Origin of the sequence: Exiguobacterium sp. s141 (assembly GCF_018618085.1) — a bacterium.
In the GTDB taxonomy this organism is placed as follows: Bacteria; Bacillota; Bacilli; order Exiguobacteriales; family Exiguobacteriaceae; genus Exiguobacterium; species Exiguobacterium mexicanum_A.
This window is the reverse complement of sequence record NZ_JACSLJ010000001.1, coordinates 755417-770819: the sequence shown is the minus strand read 5'-3', so window position 1 is coordinate 770819 and position 15403 is coordinate 755417. Positions and strand designations below refer to the sequence as shown.

At 54.9% G+C, this 15403-nt stretch carries 15 protein-coding genes and 1 riboswitch; of the genes, 11 read left to right on the top strand and 4 right to left on the bottom strand.

Going from position 1 to position 15403, the window contains the following annotated elements:
* The first annotated feature begins 10 nt into the window (after positions 1 to 10).
* From KNP74_RS03975 to KNP74_RS03960, 4 genes are all read left to right on the top strand, one after another.
* Complete coding sequence (locus tag KNP74_RS03975; RefSeq protein ID WP_240731302.1) at positions 11 to 427, top strand: RDD family protein; 417 nt, start codon at positions 11 to 13, stop codon at positions 425 to 427.
* Positions 428 to 560: 133 nt separating this feature from the next.
* Positions 561 to 1412 carry a DegV family protein gene (locus KNP74_RS03970; protein WP_138858978.1) on the top strand — a complete coding sequence of 284 codons (852 nt, stop codon included), beginning with the start codon at positions 561 to 563 and terminating at the stop codon, positions 1410 to 1412.
* Positions 1413 to 1431: 19 nt separating this feature from the next.
* Positions 1432 to 1755 carry a thioredoxin family protein gene (locus tag KNP74_RS03965; RefSeq protein ID WP_138858979.1) on the top strand — a complete coding sequence of 108 codons (324 nt, stop codon included), beginning with the start codon at positions 1432 to 1434 and terminating at the stop codon, positions 1753 to 1755.
* Between the two features lie 106 nt (positions 1756 to 1861).
* Positions 1862 to 2755, top strand: coding sequence for a DUF5996 family protein (locus tag KNP74_RS03960; RefSeq protein ID WP_214763457.1), 894 nt, complete (start codon positions 1862 to 1864; stop codon positions 2753 to 2755).
* A 34-nt stretch (positions 2756 to 2789) separates the two neighbouring features.
* Here KNP74_RS03960 and KNP74_RS03955 read toward each other — a convergent pair whose 3' ends face one another.
* From KNP74_RS03955 to KNP74_RS03945, 3 genes are all read right to left on the bottom strand, one after another.
* A complete protein-coding gene (locus KNP74_RS03955; protein WP_138858981.1) occupies positions 2790 to 3518 on the bottom strand; it encodes a DUF4261 domain-containing protein in 729 nt (242 codons plus the stop codon).
* 86 nt (positions 3519 to 3604) lie between these two features.
* Positions 3605 to 5926 carry an ABC transporter permease gene (locus tag KNP74_RS03950; RefSeq protein WP_214763455.1) on the bottom strand — a complete coding sequence of 774 codons (2322 nt, stop codon included), beginning with the start codon at positions 5924 to 5926 and terminating at the stop codon, positions 3605 to 3607.
* 5 nt (positions 5927 to 5931) lie between these two features.
* Entirely contained in the window at positions 5932 to 6630 is a 699-nt protein-coding gene (locus KNP74_RS03945) for an ABC transporter ATP-binding protein (RefSeq protein ID WP_214763454.1), read from the bottom strand.
* Between the two features lie 168 nt (positions 6631 to 6798).
* Between KNP74_RS03945 and KNP74_RS03940 the strand changes: the two genes are divergently transcribed.
* A complete protein-coding gene (locus KNP74_RS03940) occupies positions 6799 to 7629 on the top strand; it encodes a DegV family protein (RefSeq protein ID WP_214754012.1) in 831 nt (276 codons plus the stop codon).
* 121 nt (positions 7630 to 7750) lie between these two features.
* On the top strand, positions 7751 to 9433 hold the full coding sequence (locus KNP74_RS03935) for a GGDEF domain-containing protein (RefSeq protein ID WP_214763453.1): 1683 nt from the start codon (positions 7751 to 7753) through the stop codon (positions 9431 to 9433).
* A 279-nt stretch (positions 9434 to 9712) separates the two neighbouring features.
* Here KNP74_RS03935 and KNP74_RS03930 read toward each other — a convergent pair whose 3' ends face one another.
* Entirely contained in the window at positions 9713 to 10354 is a 642-nt protein-coding gene (locus tag KNP74_RS03930; RefSeq protein ID WP_233004553.1) for a homing endonuclease associated repeat-containing protein, read from the bottom strand.
* 451 nt (positions 10355 to 10805) lie between these two features.
* On the opposite strand from KNP74_RS03930, the gene KNP74_RS03925 reads away from it, so the two are divergent.
* From KNP74_RS03925 to ribH, 5 genes are all read left to right on the top strand, one after another.
* A complete protein-coding gene (locus KNP74_RS03925; protein ID WP_214763452.1) occupies positions 10806 to 11618 on the top strand; it encodes an undecaprenyl-diphosphate phosphatase in 813 nt (270 codons plus the stop codon).
* Positions 11619 to 11711: 93 nt separating this feature from the next.
* A riboswitch (FMN riboswitch) is annotated at positions 11712 to 11854 on the top strand.
* A gap of 152 nt (positions 11855 to 12006) precedes the next feature.
* Positions 12007 to 13086, top strand: a complete 1080-nt coding sequence (ribD, locus tag KNP74_RS03920) for a bifunctional diaminohydroxyphosphoribosylaminopyrimidine deaminase/5-amino-6-(5-phosphoribosylamino)uracil reductase RibD (protein WP_214763451.1) — start codon at positions 12007 to 12009, stop codon at positions 13084 to 13086.
* Positions 13067 to 13708 carry a riboflavin synthase gene (ribE, locus tag KNP74_RS03915; RefSeq protein WP_214710930.1) on the top strand — a complete coding sequence of 214 codons (642 nt, stop codon included), beginning with the start codon at positions 13067 to 13069 and terminating at the stop codon, positions 13706 to 13708. Before ribD ends, ribE begins: the two co-directional genes overlap by 20 nt.
* Positions 13708 to 14892, top strand: coding sequence for a 3,4-dihydroxy-2-butanone-4-phosphate synthase (gene ribB / locus KNP74_RS03910; RefSeq protein ID WP_214710931.1), 1185 nt, complete (start codon positions 13708 to 13710; stop codon positions 14890 to 14892). The genes ribE and ribB overlap by 1 nt, the downstream gene beginning before the upstream one ends.
* Entirely contained in the window at positions 14889 to 15353 is a 465-nt protein-coding gene (gene ribH, locus KNP74_RS03905; protein WP_034778766.1) for a 6,7-dimethyl-8-ribityllumazine synthase, read from the top strand. Before ribB ends, ribH begins: the two co-directional genes overlap by 4 nt.
* The last annotated feature ends 50 nt before the right edge of the window (positions 15354 to 15403 follow it).

The window sequence follows — 15403 nt, the reverse complement described above, 5'->3', positions numbered from 1 at the left end:
CGAGAGGATGATGAACGTGGCAGTCCCAATTTGGAAACGTGCCGTCGCCAGTCAAATCGACCAACTCATTTTTCAAACACCAGCGAAACTTGTCGAGAAGACGATTCGGAAGAAGTTGTTTCCTGGAAAAGAAGTGAAACGTTACTATTTACCGACGCTCGTGACGATGGCCGGGGAAGTATACTTCCTGCTTAATAAAAATGGCCAAACAATCGGCGACCAGGTCGTCGGGATTAAAGTCGTCAGTCAAGACGGGCGCTCGCTCTCGCTCGAACAAGTCGTGAAGCGGACGCTATATAAAGACGTCGTCTATCCCGCCACGCTCGGTCTGCCGCTGTTAAAAGCGCTGCAACAGATCAAGTCGGGCAAGAACATGGAATTGCCGCATGATGAGTTTGCTCATACGAAACTGATTTCGACACGATGAGTCGAAGCCGAAGACAGCGCGACGACGAGTCGGGCTGTCTTTTTTCGTGCGAATGAGTCGGAAAGGAACGAATCCGGAAAATAAGGTATAATGAGAAAGGAAAAAATTGAACGACCATTGGAGGATTTTTGTTATGACCAAAATCGCATGGATTACCGATAGTATGGCCAATTTCTCGAAGGAAGAGGCGGCCCGTCTCGGTGTCGATATCGTCCCGATTCAACTGATTGTCGACGGCAGCGGCTATAGCGAAGTCGACTTGTCGCTCGAAGACTTGCACCGCTATATGATCGACCAAAAGAAAGAGGCGAAGACGTCACAGCCGATTTTCGGCGACTTCATCGCCCGCTATGAACGTTTGAAAGAAGAAGGATATGATTGCGCCATCGCCGTCCATTGCTCGAACGGCTTGAGTTCGACCGTGAAGAACTCGAGTGCAGCGGCCGAAGCGGCCGGCTTCAAAGTATATACGGTCGATTCGCACGCAGCGCTCGAGGCGCAGCAAGAACTCGTCCGTCTCGGTCTTGCCGCCGAAGCTGAAGGCAAGTCGGTCGAAGAGATTGTCGCCTTGCTCGAAGCGTGGCGCGATAAGAAGAACTTCTTCATGATTATCGGCAACATGGAAACGATGCGCCGCGGCGGCCGCGTCTCGTCAGGCGAGATGTTCCTCGCCAACATCCTCAACATCAAACCGATTATCACGCTCGATGAGACGGGGAAAGTCATCCCGTTCAAAAAAGCACGCTCGCTTAAAAAAGCATACGCCGAGATGGTGACCGAGCTCGAACGTCGCCACGCCGCGAACGGCATCCACAACAACCGCGTCTTCGTCCAAACGGCGCTCGCGCCGGAGATGCAAGACAATATCGTCGCGCTCATCCAAGCAAAATTGCCTGACATTGAAATCGTCAAGACGCGTTTCTGTCCGTCGATCGCGGTTCACGCAGGGTTTGAGACGGTCGGGATTCTCTGGCTCAACGCGTAACCGTAAAGGAGGGAGTTTGATGGAAGCTGTCACCACACTCACGGCGCTACAAGACCGGATTGCGGACTCGGACCAATTGCTCGTCTACGTCTCGCATCCGACCTGTAGCGTCTGCCACTCGCTCAAACCGCAAGTCGAAGAGATGTTGACGGAGTTCCCCGATATCGAGGCGATTGCCGTCGATTCGGATGAGGTACCGGAAATTGCCGGCGCCTACTCGATTTTCACCGTCCCGGTCGTCCTGTTTTTCCTCGACGGCAGAGAGACGCTCCGCCGGGCCCGGTTCGTCCCCATCGGCGAGCTGACCCATCAACTCGAGCGTCTCCAAGAGATGCGCGGTTGAATCCACAGACACTCGTCTGTGGATTTTTTTGGTTGTTTGCGTCGAGGACAGGGAATCAGGGGAGTAGCTGCGTCACTTGTTCGAATGAAGAAATGAGGAAACGCTGATGGAAATCATACGCCACTCCGAATGGGCGGACACGAAGCTCACGCTCCATCTCGTCTCGCAAATTCTTGGGAAAATAAAACTCGGCCTCGCCCCGCAAGAACCGCAATGGGCCCACGTCACGTTACCGCTCACCGTGAATGGATTTTCGACGGGACCGCTTTGGAGCGGGGAGACGTTGTTCGAGATTGACGTCGACGTCGCGGCTGGAATCATTACGGTGCACGTCGAGTCGAATCGAGCGATGTTTCCGCTTGAGGACGGAAAATCGCTCAAAACGTATTACATGGAAATCATCGGTACGCTTCAAGCGTCCGGCATCCGCCTTACCCTCAATCCGAAGACGCAGGAAATGCGAGAACTCAGATACTTGGACCGGGATGTGGCGCCGCTCGCTTACGATGCCGATGCCGCGCTGAAAGGGGTGCGGCTGTTCCAATATGCCGCGCGGGAACAAGCGAGGTTTCTCGCCCCGCTCCGATGCCGGAAAGTGAAACCGGCTTTGTTTTGGGGCACTTTCGACGTGTCGTCGATGATCGTCTACGGGAAGTTCGAGCCGTTCCCGGAAGACAAACTGATTGAGAAGACGGCGTTCGATGAGCACATGATCGAGTTCGGGTTTTGGCTCGGGGATGCGTCCGTCGACGTGCCGATGTTCTTTATCTTGCCGTATCCGTTTCAATACTCCGAGCTCGCCTCGGACCGGATTCAACCAGCGGACGCCTACTATGACGCCAACATGAGCGAATGTTTCTTGTCGCTCGAGAAGGTCGATCGGTCAAGTGACATCCAAGCGTTCTTCCGGACATCGTTAGACCTGTTGAGTGAACAGCTCGGTTGGGAAGGGTGCGCGCATTATTTCTTGCCGCTCGATATGCCGCCGCAACCAAAATAAGGGCCCACAGACGAAAGTCTGTGAGCCCTTGTTTTTATTCTGCTGCGACTTGTGGCACGAGGTAAATCAAGCCGAACGGGTTATGAAGCAAGTTGTCGATGGACGTCCGCTCGTCTTCACCCATCTCGACCGTGAACGTTTTGCCGTCCTCGAACGTGAAGCTGTCCCCGTCCCCGAACATCGATCCACCCGAAATGAGGTGGAAGTTGAACGAATGGACGACGTGAATCGCGTCTTCAATTTCGAGCGTGGCCGGTACGGCGACGTCGGCGTGACCGAACGCTTTCATGCCCCACGAGACATAGGCGTCTTCTTCTTCCGTGATGGCTGTGAGAAGCGAGTAGTCGAGGGCGAGGTCTTCTTCTTTCGACTCTTGCCATTCGTCTTTCGAGTAGGCGACCCCAGCCGTCTCGACCATGACGCCGAGTCCGCCGGCGTTCAAGATGGCATTGGCCGCACGGCGGGCCGCCGCGATGTCCGTCACGTCATTGACGTCGACGATCAAATAGACGATGTGCGTGTGGCGGGTAAGCCCTTTCGCGATTTTCGGCGTGAAACCGCCCGAGCTGGCATGAATCATCGCTTCGGCGAGAGCCGGGTCGCGCTCGACGACTTCGACCGTGAATGCTTTTCCGGTCTCATCTTCTAACAGCAGTAGGCCAGCCATCGTGTAGCCTTCGCTATGTAAACTGATTTGTTCGCTGACTGCCTCGGCCGATGACCAGTTTCCTGGAATGGCGAGCAATACTTGTGTACGGTTCATAAGAATCATCCTCTTCTTCAAATAGTCAGGCCCCTCACAGGGAGAGGCCTGGTCTCTTCTCTTATTATGCCCTATTTGGCGAAAAATTATTCTTGATACGTCTTCAATACTTCTTGGAGCGGAATCTGATCGATCTTGCGACGGCTGATGAACGTGCTTGCGAAGAAGAGGAGCGTCACCGCACCGAGTGTGTAAAGCAGATAAATCCACTCGAACTCGAGCGGCAAGACGAGTCCATAATCTTCCGCGAACACGACGACGATGACCCGCAAGATGACGAGGGCGATCGGGATGCTGAGCAGGGCCGAGATGAGCGCGTAGATGAAGTAGCTGTTGAGAATCATCGAGCGGACCTCGCGCCGGTCGTAGCCCATCACTTTCAAGAGCGAGATGACGTAATAATTTTTCTCGACCGTGAGTGCGGTCAAGACGAACAGGATGCTGAAGGCGATCAAGGCCGATCCGCCGATCATGACGTTCATCATCAAGTTCATGTACTCATTGATCGATTGGGACTGCTCAATCAGACCGCTTCGTGAGATGACCGTCGGATAGTCCGTCTCGTCCGGCCGTTCGGTCGCGTAAATCCCGTTGAACAAATCACGTGTCGTCCCGCCCGATAATTGTTCGCTGAGCGTTGCCCGAGGCAGGTAGACGACATCGCCCGCATATTCGTCGGCGATACCTCCGATCGGGTACGACAACGTCTCGTTGTCGAGTTCGATGTCAAGCGTGTCCCCGGTCTCGAGGCCGAGCTTCAAGGCGAGTGAGGCGTTGACGATGATCTCATCCGCTTTCGGTACCAGTTCGTTCCCGTCTTCGTCTTCGAGAGGGTAGAGTGTGTTCGTCGCATCGAGCCCTTTCAACGTGACAAGGTTGTCTTGAGCGAAGGCGAACGGGTAGGTGAGGAACGGCTCTTGTCCATCTTCGAGCACGGGTTGCGTCGTCGTGTACGCCTCATATTCATAGTCGGCCTCGTTCAACTCGCCGACCGTCATCCGGTCGACCGCCCCGTTCATCATGAGGGCGAAGACGATGAGGAGCGTCGAGAACAGGATACCGAAAAAGAAGATGATGAAGCTACCCGTGCTTTTGACGGCGTATAAATATTTGAATTTCGTCTTGCCGCGGGCGTTCCGGAGCAGACGGCTGACGATGCGGCTCAGTCGATTGAGTGAGGCGTTGTCTCGAGGCGACAGCAAAGCGAGAGCGCTCTCGCCCATGATTTTATAGATGACGGCTCCCGCCACGAGCGCGAAGAACAGGAGCGGGGCGAAGACGGCCGTGAGAAAGACGAGCGGGCTTTGGGCGATGGTGATGGACGGCAATAGATAGAAATCGAGGTACAGGTTTTTGAGCGGCTCGGCGAAGTAGAGCCCGAGGAAATAGCCGATGACGAGCATGAGCGTCGCGAACAACAAGATGAAGACTAGGTACGGGACCGCGATTTGGCGGCGGTTGTAGCCAATTGCTTTCAAGAGCCCGATTTGTCCGCGCTCGGCCTCGAGCATGTTCGAAATCAGGATGGCGACGATGATGACGGCAATCGAGACGATGAACAGGCTCAAGCCGAGCGCCATCGCTTTACCAGATGAGATCTCGCTATAGATGGCGCCGCTGCGCATGATGTTTTCCGTTTCCATGACCGAGATGACGAACGGGAGCTCGACGTCGGTCACGACCGTCCCGTCAGTGACACCGGCAAGGCGGAACGATTCGGTTCCAATCACCTCGTCGTAGGCGGCGTCCGTCATCAAAAGGAGTGTCTGCGTGCCGGGATCCAAATTGAAGAAGTTCTCATCAAACAGCGGGAGCGTGTAGTCAGGGAACAAGACGAATCCGCTCACCGTGAAAGGGGTACCGAGGTCGAGCGAATCACCGATTTCAATCCCGTTCTTCTCGGCGTATTTCGCATTGATGGCGATCTCATCGTTTTGCTCAGGCCGCTTGCCAGCCTCGAGATAAGACACGTTGATCGTGTCCGCTTCTTTCAAGACGAGTCCGCGGTGTTCGCTCGAGCCGAACGGGTAGGTCAATAGCTTCGAGGCGCGGAGCTCAAGCGTCGCGCCGTCCATCTCGCCCTCGACGGCGTCGATGCGTGCCGCGATCAAGTCATCGAACGCCGCCTCGTCGACACGTCGCAAGTCCGAGAGCGTGTAGCGGCCGGAGGCGATGAAGTCCGCCAACTCAGGCAAGGCCGCCTCTTCTTCCGTGACCCGGTTCAGCATCTCGACGGCAAAATCCTCTTGATTCGATGAGGCGAGATACTCCTCGGTCGGCACTTCGATGCCGCTGATGCCATAAAACATCATCGTATACGTGAGCGAGCTCATGACGATGATGACGGCGATGGCAAGGAGCTGCATCCATTTGCCAGCGAGCGTCTTCCATACGTTTTTATACAGCATCTGTCTCACCCCCAGTGGATGTCGCGAGCGGCTTTTCGGACCGGGTTGTGCGTATACTCCACGATCCGTCCCGAGTTCATTTTGATGACGTCATCGGCCATCTCACTGATGCCCGTGTTGTGCGTGATGACGACGATCGTCTTGTTGTACGTCTCGTTCAAGCGCTCGAGCAGTTCGAGCACCCGTTTTGAATTGTTTTCATCGAGCGAGCCCGTCGGTTCGTCGCAGAAGATGATGGACGGATTTTTGGCGAGACTCCGGGCGACCGAGACGCGTTGTTGCTCGCCGCCCGATAATTGGTACGGGTATTTGTCACGGGCAGCCGCTAACCCGACTTGATCCAACAACTTTTCGATTGGGAGCGGGTCGGTCGATAAATCGGCCCCGATTTGAACGTTCTCGTAGACGGTCAAGTTTTGGAGTAGATTATATTGTTGAAAGATGAAGCCGAGATGGTCGCGTCGAAACGCTGTCATCTGCTCGGACGATAAGTCCGTCAAGACGGTGTCACCGAACGTGATCGTCCCGGACGTCACCGTGTCGAGGCCACTGATGACGTTCAACAGCGTACTCTTGCCGCTCCCGCTCGGGCCGAGGATGACGACGAAGGCCCCGTCATTGATCGTCAAATCGATGTCTTTCAACGCCGCGGTCTCGACGTCCCCGGTCTTATAGATTTTATTGACGTGCTGAATGTGAATCATACCGATTCCTCCTTTGTCCGATGTTATCTTTTACCCGTTTCGAGCACATCGCGGACGGGAATATGTGAAACTTCATAGGATTTCAATTTTGAAAAAATAGTGAAACCGCTTCACCTGTGATAAAATAATATTACCAGGTACTAATATTGATTGAAGGAGAATCCTACTATGAAAATTGCTTATATTACGGACAGCACGGTCGTCCTTCCTGATTCGATTCAACACCACCCGGACATCCATATCGTTCCGCTCTACGTCGTCAAAGGCGACCAGCCGTATAAAGACGGGGTCGAGGTCGATGCCAAGACTGTGTACGAATGGATCGACGCAGGTGAACGCGTCTCGACGAGCCAACCGGCCATCGGCGACTTCGTCACTTTGTATGAGAGCATCAAAGATCAATATGATATGGGCATCGCCGTCCACTTGTCGTCGGACTTGAGCGGGACGTATTCGGCATCGGTTCAAGGTGCAGAGATTGCCGAGTTCAAACTGCTCGCCATCGACTCACGGGCCGGCATCTACACGATGGGGCTCATGCTCGAAGAGTTGATTGAACGCGTCGAGCGTGGGGATACACTCGAGGACGTCGAAGCGTATATGAAACAACGAGTCGAGGACGTCCACATCGAATTGATTTTGCAAAACTTGACGCAAATGCAAAAAGGCGGCCGGATCTCGAAGTCGAAAGCGCTCATCGGGAATATGTTGCAATTGAAGCCGGTGCTTCGCTTCGAAGACGGTCTTATCGTTCCGTATCAAACGGTTCGGACGTATAAGAAGGCGCAAGCCCAGTTGTTCGAAGCGCTCCGTCAAGTCATCGATTCGGGTGAGTGCACGGACGTCTCGATTTTCCACGGGAACGTGCCAGAACTGGCCGAGTCGTGGAAACGTGAACTCGGCGATAAAGCCAAAATTCGGGTCGACACACTCGCACCGCTCCTTGGGGCCCACACGGGGTCAGGCTCAATTGGTTTTTCGTTCTTAAAAGCAAAGTGATGACAGGATCGTGACGCGAGTCGCAATCTTTTTTTATTGTCACAACTTTCAAACAACGGCTGGAATCTTCCACCAAAACCCTTCATACTATGTAGGAATGATAAAGAAAAGGGGGGAGACGATGCGATTTCGGAAGTACCTCATCAGAAGCTGGTTCTCGTGGTCGCTCGTCTTCATGGGAATCCTCGCCTACATGTGGCTCGGCATCGGTACGTTTGATTGGTCGTTATTTTGGTTCATCTTCACGCTCGGCGCCCTGTTCGTCATGAACCCGCTCAAGCGGCGGCACCTTCACTTTACGTTCCATGAGATGTTCGTCTTCATGACGTTCTTCTTGTACGGCCTGTTGCCGGCCTTGTTGATGGGACAGCTCCTCTTACTCACGTTTCAGGCCCGGACGTTCACGAACAAAGTCGGACGTCGGCGTTTTTTGCATTTCTATCCGCTCAATACGTTGATCGAGGCGATGCTCCTCGTCTTGCCGGGGCTCGTCTATTTGCGGCTCGGCGGACAGATTGGACCGAACGTTCATCTGCTCGAACAAGGTACGGCGCTGATTGGCTTCTTTGCCGTCTTGTTCCTCGTCCTCGCCTTCAGTTTCCTGCTATCGCGGTTCCTGATTGGGGAACGGATCCCGCTCCCGATCATGTGGCGTTTGCTCCGTTTTGACTGGCTCGTCATCTCGCTCGAGCTGTTGTTCACGATGGTCGCCATCGAGGCGTTCCAACTGTTCGGATACACGGGGCTGATGGCGACGTTCCTCATCCTGTCGCTCCTCAAGATGGGATTATCGAAAGCGACGGAGACCGAAGAGACGCAGTCGAAGATCGATCAAGTCGAACGGTTGAAAGAGCAACTGTACCGCGTCGACAACGAGCAACTCCTCATCGAGAAGTTTTGGAACGGGCTCCGGGAAGTCGTCGAGCTCGAGCGCGGCTGGCTCCAAGTCAATCGGGACGAGCACCGGACGTTTTATGATATCAGCGGTCGTACGTCCACCCCCGTCGCCGACGCCTACACACTCGAACGGCACCGTGATGCGGAAGAACCATACTTTGTGTATGATTCGCTTCATGAGTGGCATCCCGACCTGCAGGCACATCAAACCGAGCTCCATCATTCGGCACTCGTCATCCAACCGGTGTCGAGCACGACGAACGCGGTCAGCTGTATGATCTCGACGACGGCGAACGGAGCTTACGACGGGGCGATCGCCGTCGAGCTCCATCGCCTGTTGAAGACACTGTCCTGGTCGCTCGAACGGATCGACGAACGGAACCGTCTCCAACATGAAAGTTTGACCGATCCGATGACGGGACTCCCGAACCAGCGGGCGCTCAAGCGGTGGACGAAAGAGCGGTTGAACGATGTCGCATCGTATCCGTTGTCGGTGTTCTTGGTCGACCTCGATCATTTCAAGGCGATCAACGACACGTACGGTCACGCGTTCGGGGATGAGGTGTTGATTGAGGCCGGCGTGTTGTTTACGCGTCTCATCCGGAGTGGGGACCTCGTCACCCGTTACGGCGGCGAAGAGTTCGTCTTCGTCTTCCCACGGATGGATGAGGCCGCGGCCATCGTGACGGGGGAGAAGATTCGTCAAGCGCTCCGCAACCATCCGTTCGGATCGGAAGGGATTCGCATCCAGGTGACGGCGAGCATCGGCATCGAGACGATCCACGAGTACGAGGATCTCGATACATTGCTCCGCCACGCCGACCGGGCCATGTACGTCGGTGCGAAATTCAATGGACGGGACCGGGTCGCCCATTACCGCGACACGTCGACGGAACGGATTCAATGATGAAGGAGAACACCGGCTCATCGGTGTTCTCCTTTTTTGTCTGATCAACATGAACGATGCTTGGGCCGATGAACGAATGTTAAATCGAATTCGATTCGCTCGTCCCTCGGCGCCCCGACTCTTGCAGGACAGCAATCCGACGGAGACCCAGCAGCGTAAGCGATGCGGCTCCGGGATTGCCTGCAGAAAGCGTGGGCGCCGAAAGGACGAGCGACAACGGTACACCTACAAAATAAAGGAGGACACCGGATACCCGGCGTCCTCCTTATGAATGAAAGATTATAATTTCTGATTGAAGATTTCTGACTCGACCGCGTGAATCGCCGCCGACCACGAGCCGTAACGATGAAGGATGGCTTTCGTGGATGGTTTGTTGTTTCGTTTTGCCCATTCGCGATACGCTTCAAAGGAAAGAGAGAAGCCCATCTCGTGAATCGCTTCACGGAGTGCGTTCGAGAGCTCGGATTTGGAATAGGTCACACTCGCTTCAAGTCCGGCCTCGGCACACGCATCGTGCCATGAGCCGAACGTCTTGACGATATGGTAATGGCTCGGTGCTTTCGGATGAAGCTTGCGCCATTCCTGATATTTTTTGAGCGTGATAATCGATCCCATGTCACGCGAGTAGAGGGCAAGCGTCTCGATGATATCTTCGCGCGTGTACTTCGGCATTTTATCCGGGAGGTCGACGGTCGCCTCTCCATGCCATTCGTAGCCGGCGATGGCGAGCGCCTCGGCCCATGACCCGAACTGTCGGATAATCGACTCGGGAGATGGCCAGCTTTGTTCCATCGCGAAGCGACGATACACAGAGCGACGTGGACGTTCCTTCAACAAGTCGCCGAGTAGACGGATACAGTGAATCATCCTCTGTTGTTCGGTGGACAAGTGGTGGGATTTAGTGGATAGCGTTTGACTCAATGATGGTTCCTCCTTCCATGGACTCATATCTGAACCGACAAAGATTACGAAATTGCTTCTACAATCATACTATCGGCCAGTTTTTACAATTTATAAGTGCATTTTTCAAGTTTTTCATACCAAATTTGAAACGGGATAGGTCTAAGGTCTGGTATGAAATTAGAAAAAATGGTAACAGTTCTATTACAAATTTAATAGTAAATGGGTTCAATTGTAAACAAAAAGTTTTATGGTGGCTGAAATGTCATATTCTGTACGAAAAAGTACCCAACTGGCCAATGGGGTCATCACCGTTGCACCAGTTGAGTACTCTTCTATAATAAATTTAATTTTCAGACTAATCAATGAAAGTTTTGAAAATAACGAATTTTCTTTGAAAGTGTGGTCAGTGGAATAGGCGGTCTGCTAAAATAATGGAATTGACGTAAAAAAGAAAAGAGGATATTATGATATGACAATATGGTTGTTCTACTTACTGCTCGGTTTGATTCAAGGCTTCACGGAGCCGATCCCAATCTCGTCAAGCGGTCACTTGGTCATCTTCCAAGAGCTGTTTGATATCCAATTACCGGGACTCTCGTTCGAGATTTTCGTGAACTTTGCCTCGCTACTCGCTGTCTTGACGATTTATCGCAAAGACGTCGTCCGTCTCATCGTGAGTCTATGGACGTTCTTATTTAAGAAAGATCGCAGCGACGAGACGATGATTGACGTCAAGTTCATCGGACTCTTGCTCGTCGCGACCGTCCCGGCCGGTTTGCTCGGTGTCTTGTTCGGTGATTGGATCGGGGAGACGCTCGGTGGAGTCGCCACGGTCGGTTACACGCTCATCTTGACCGGCCTCGCGCTCTGGTTCATCCGCAACATGCGCGGGAACAAAGGCGACGGCGGCATCACGCTCCGCGACGCGATTTTGATCGGTCTTGCTCAAGCGGTCGCCCTCATTCCAGGGATCAGCCGCTCCGGCGCCACGATCGTCATGGCGATGCTCCTCGGCATCAAGCAAGAGTCGGCCCTCCGCTTCTCGTTCTTCCTCTTCATCCCGGTCAGTCTCGGGACGATGATTTTAGATGGACCGGCGCTGTTCACGAATCCGGAAACGCGCGAACTGTTCGGACCGCTCATCTTGGCGTTCATCGCCTCGTATGCGCTCACGGCCATCTCGCTCAAATGGTTCCAACACATCATGGCAAAAGGCGAACTCAAATATTTCTCGTTCTATTGCTGGATCGTCGGTCTCCTCGTCGTCCTATTCTTGGCATGATTCTGAAGGCGCTGCTCAAACGAGCGGCGCCTTTTTGCGCATTTCGTTTTGCCATCGATTTATTTTTGCGCTAAAGTGGAATCGTACAAACAAATATTCCTTCGGGGTCGGGTGAAAGTCCCAACCGGCGGTGATAGGCGCGAGCCTTAAGTCCGTGACCCGGGCGCATGTGTGCGAACGGTGGATCTAGTGCGATTCTAGAGCCGACAGTATAGTCTGGATGGGAGAAGGAAACAGAACAGGTCCGCGCGACCTGTAGTTCGTCGTACGTTTTTCTGTAAAGAAAACGCTTATTTGGCTTGCCCAAATGACGACCGACACCTCCCACCGAGACCTTGAGGATCATTCCTTGAGGTCTTTTTGTTTGTGCGAAACAAGGAGGGAGATTATGAATCAGTACATGCAACAAGCCATCCAATTGGCCAAGTTCGCCTCATCGACCGGCATCAACCCGCGCGTCGGCGCCGTCGTCGTCAAGGACGGCCGGGTCGTCGGGTTCGGTGCCCACTTGAAGGCAGGAGAAGCGCACGCCGAGGTGCACGCCATCCGCATGGCCGGCGCTGCCGCGTACGGTGCGACGATTTACGTCACGCTCGAACCGTGCTCGCATCACGGCAAGACGCCACTGTGCGCCGATCTGCTCGTCGAGTCTGGCATCAAGCGTGCCGTCGTCGCGATGGAAGACCCGAACCCGCTCGTGTCAGGGCGCGGCATCGCCCGATTGAAAGCGGCCGGGATTGACGTCGAGGTCGGACTGCTCGAAAGCGAGGCGCGAGCGCTCAATACGGCGTTCTTGCGGTCGCTCGAGACGAGACGACCGTACGTCATCTTGAAGACGGCGACGAGCCTCGACGGCAAAGTCGCGCTCGATCACGGTGACAGCAAGTGGGTGACCGGGACAGTAGCGAGACGGGACGTCCATGAACTGCGGGCGACGGTCGACGCCGTTTTGACCGGTGTCGGCACCGTCCTCGCCGACGATCCGGCACTCACCGTCCGGCTCGACCGTGAGATGACACAACCGCTCCGAATCGTGCTCGACCGTGAGTTGCGTACGCCGCTCTCGAGTCAGCTCGTCCGAACGGCGACCGACGTACCGGTGCTTCTGTACACGACTTCGGACGACCAAACAAAACGTGACGCGCTGACAGCGAATGGCGTCGAAATCGCCGACTACACATCGCTCGAAGCTGTCCTGCAAGACGTCTACGCACGCGGCATCGGCCGCCTGCTCGTCGAAGCGGGACCGACACTCGTCACTTCACTCTTGGACGGACAGTTCGTCGACGAGTGGGTCATGTACCAGTCGCCACGCGTATTCGGCGGCAAGGGCGGTTTCTACCGCTCGCATCATGATGGGCCGCTCGATGCGGTCGAATGGTATGAGGTTCAATCGGTCGAGACGGTCGGCATCGATATCAAACTGATCATGCGAAAGGAGGAGTCCGATGTTCACGGGAATCGTTGAAGAGATTGGCAGTGTCAAGGCAGTGAAACGGAACGGTCCATCCCTGCGGCTCACGCTCGCCGGACAGGTCGTCCTCGAGGATGTGAAGCTCGGTGACAGCATCTCCGTCAACGGCATCTGTCTCACCGTGACGACGTTCGACCGCGACAGTTTCTCGGTCGACGTCATGCCGGAGACGCTCAAGGCGTCGAGTCTCGACGGGGTCCGCCCCGGTACGAGCGTCAACTTGGAGCGGGCCATGCCCGCGAACGGACGCTTCGGCGGCCATTTCGTCTCGGGTCACGTCGACGGGGTCGGACGCATCGTCAAAAAACGGTCGCTCGCGAACGCCGTCTATGTCGACATCAGCTGTGAGCCGTCGCTCCTCCGCTATATCGTCCCGAAAGGTTCGATTTCGGTCGACGGGACGAGCTTGACGGTGTTTGATGTCACCGAACGCGGATTCACGTTGTCGCTTATCCCGCATACGTACAGTGAGACGGTGCTCGGGATGAAACAGGCAGGAGACGCGGTCAATTTGGAATGTGACATGTTAGCTAAATATATGGAAAAACTCGTAAGTCAAAAACCGATGACGCTCGAATCGCTGGCGTCGCAAGGGTATGGAAAGGCGGGATGGTAATGTTCCACACGATTGAAGAAGCAGTCGAAGACTTGAAGATGGGACGACCGATTATCGTCGTCGACGATGAGGACCGTGAGAACGAAGGGGACTTCGTCGTGCTCGCGGATAAAATGACCGCAGAGACGATGAACTTCCTCATCACGGAAGGGAAAGGACTCGTCTGCGCCTCCCTCGCCGAAGAAGTGGCCGTCCGGCTCGACTTGCAGCCGATGGTCGCAAACAGCACCGATCCACACGGGACGGCGTTCACGGTCAGCGTCGATCACATCGATTCGACGACGGGCATCTCGGCGAGCGAACGGGCGCATACAGTGCGCGAACTCGCGAACATCAACGCCCGTCCGGCTGATTTTCAACGTCCGGGACATATCTTCCCGCTCATCGCGAAAAAAGGTGGCGTCTCGGTACGACGTGGACATACAGAAGCGTCGGTCGATTTGGCGCGACTCGCCGGAAGTGAACCGGTCGCCGTCATCTGTGAGATTATCCGCCCGGACGGCGAGATGGCCCGGGTGCCGGACCTTGAACGCGTCGCGGAAGCGCATGGTTTAAAGTTCATCACGATCGAGGCGCTCGTCCGCTATATGGAGACGGACCTCGCCAGTCGAGAGGCGGACGTCTCGCTCCCCTCGGTGAAAGGGGACTTCCGATTGATCGGGTATCGGAACGTCCTCGACCGGGAAGAGCACGTCGCACTCCTGAAAGGTGAACTCGAACATGCGCCGCTCGTCCGCATCCATTCCGAGTGTCTGACCGGCGACGTGTTCGGCTCCTATCGTTGCGATTGCGGGCCACAACTCGACACAGCGATGGCGAAAGTGGAAGCCGAAGGCGGTGTCATCTTGTACATGCGACAAGAAGGGCGCGGCATCGGTCTGCTCAACAAGTTGAAGGCGTACGAACTACAAGAACAAGGGCTTGATACGGTCGAGGCGAACGTCGCGCTCGGTCTGCACGCCGATTTACGCGATTACCGGGTCAGCGCGGCGATGCTTCGTGACCTCGGGATCACGAAAGTCCGGCTCATGACGAACAACCCGGAAAAAGTCGACGCCTTGGAAGCGTGCGGGATCACGGTCATCGAACGTGTCCCGATTATCGTCGGCGCCCATGCGGCGAACGAGAAGTACCGAATGACGAAACAACAAAAAATGAACCACTTTGGAGGAGAAGAATCATGATGCATACATTTGAAGGAAACTTGGTCGGAAAAGGCTTGAAAGTCGGAATCGTCGTCGGACGGTTCAATGATCTCATCACGATGCGCTTGCTGGACGGGGCGAAAGATGCGCTCAAGCGCCACGGCGTCGAACAAGATGACGTCGAGATCGCATTCGTCCCGGGAGCGTTCGAACTCCCCCTCGTCGCCAAAAAGATGGCGATGAGCAAGAAATATGACGCCGTCATCACACTCGGTGCCGTCATCCGCGGGGCGACGCCGCACTTCGACTACGTCTGCAGCGAAGCGGCGAAAGGTGTCGCCCAAGCAAGTTATCAGTCAGAAGTGCCGGTCATCTTCGGTGTCTTGACGACCGAGACGATTGAGCAGGCCATCGAGCGCGCCGGTACGAAAGCCGGAAATAAAGGGTGGGAAGCAGCGACGGCGGCCATCGAGATGGCGAACTTGATGCGCGCGTTTTAATAGTATGGAGGAGAGCGAACCGGCTCTCCTTTTTTTTTGTCGTTAGCAAC

Coding starts and splice junctions, on each gene's coding strand:
- KNP74_RS03975 (WP_240731302.1), top strand. CDS start 11: ATGAACGTGGCAGTCCCAATTTGGAAACGTGCCGTCGCCAGTCAAATC.
- KNP74_RS03970 (WP_138858978.1), top strand. CDS start 561: ATGACCAAAATCGCATGGATTACCGATAGTATGGCCAATTTCTCGAAG.
- KNP74_RS03965 (WP_138858979.1), top strand. CDS start 1,432: ATGGAAGCTGTCACCACACTCACGGCGCTACAAGACCGGATTGCGGAC.
- KNP74_RS03960 (WP_214763457.1), top strand. CDS start 1,862: ATGGAAATCATACGCCACTCCGAATGGGCGGACACGAAGCTCACGCTC.
- KNP74_RS03955 (WP_138858981.1), bottom strand. CDS start 3,518: ATGAACCGTACACAAGTATTGCTCGCCATTCCAGGAAACTGGTCATCG.
- KNP74_RS03950 (WP_214763455.1), bottom strand. CDS start 5,926: ATGCTGTATAAAAACGTATGGAAGACGCTCGCTGGCAAATGGATGCAG.
- KNP74_RS03945 (WP_214763454.1), bottom strand. CDS start 6,630: ATGATTCACATTCAGCACGTCAATAAAATCTATAAGACCGGGGACGTC.
- KNP74_RS03940 (WP_214754012.1), top strand. CDS start 6,799: ATGAAAATTGCTTATATTACGGACAGCACGGTCGTCCTTCCTGATTCG.
- KNP74_RS03935 (WP_214763453.1), top strand. CDS start 7,751: ATGCGATTTCGGAAGTACCTCATCAGAAGCTGGTTCTCGTGGTCGCTC.
- KNP74_RS03925 (WP_214763452.1), top strand. CDS start 10,806: ATGACAATATGGTTGTTCTACTTACTGCTCGGTTTGATTCAAGGCTTC.
- ribD (WP_214763451.1), top strand. CDS start 12,007: ATGAATCAGTACATGCAACAAGCCATCCAATTGGCCAAGTTCGCCTCA.
- ribE (WP_214710930.1), top strand. CDS start 13,067: ATGTTCACGGGAATCGTTGAAGAGATTGGCAGTGTCAAGGCAGTGAAA.
- ribB (WP_214710931.1), top strand. CDS start 13,708: ATGTTCCACACGATTGAAGAAGCAGTCGAAGACTTGAAGATGGGACGA.
- ribH (WP_034778766.1), top strand. CDS start 14,889: ATGATGCATACATTTGAAGGAAACTTGGTCGGAAAAGGCTTGAAAGTC.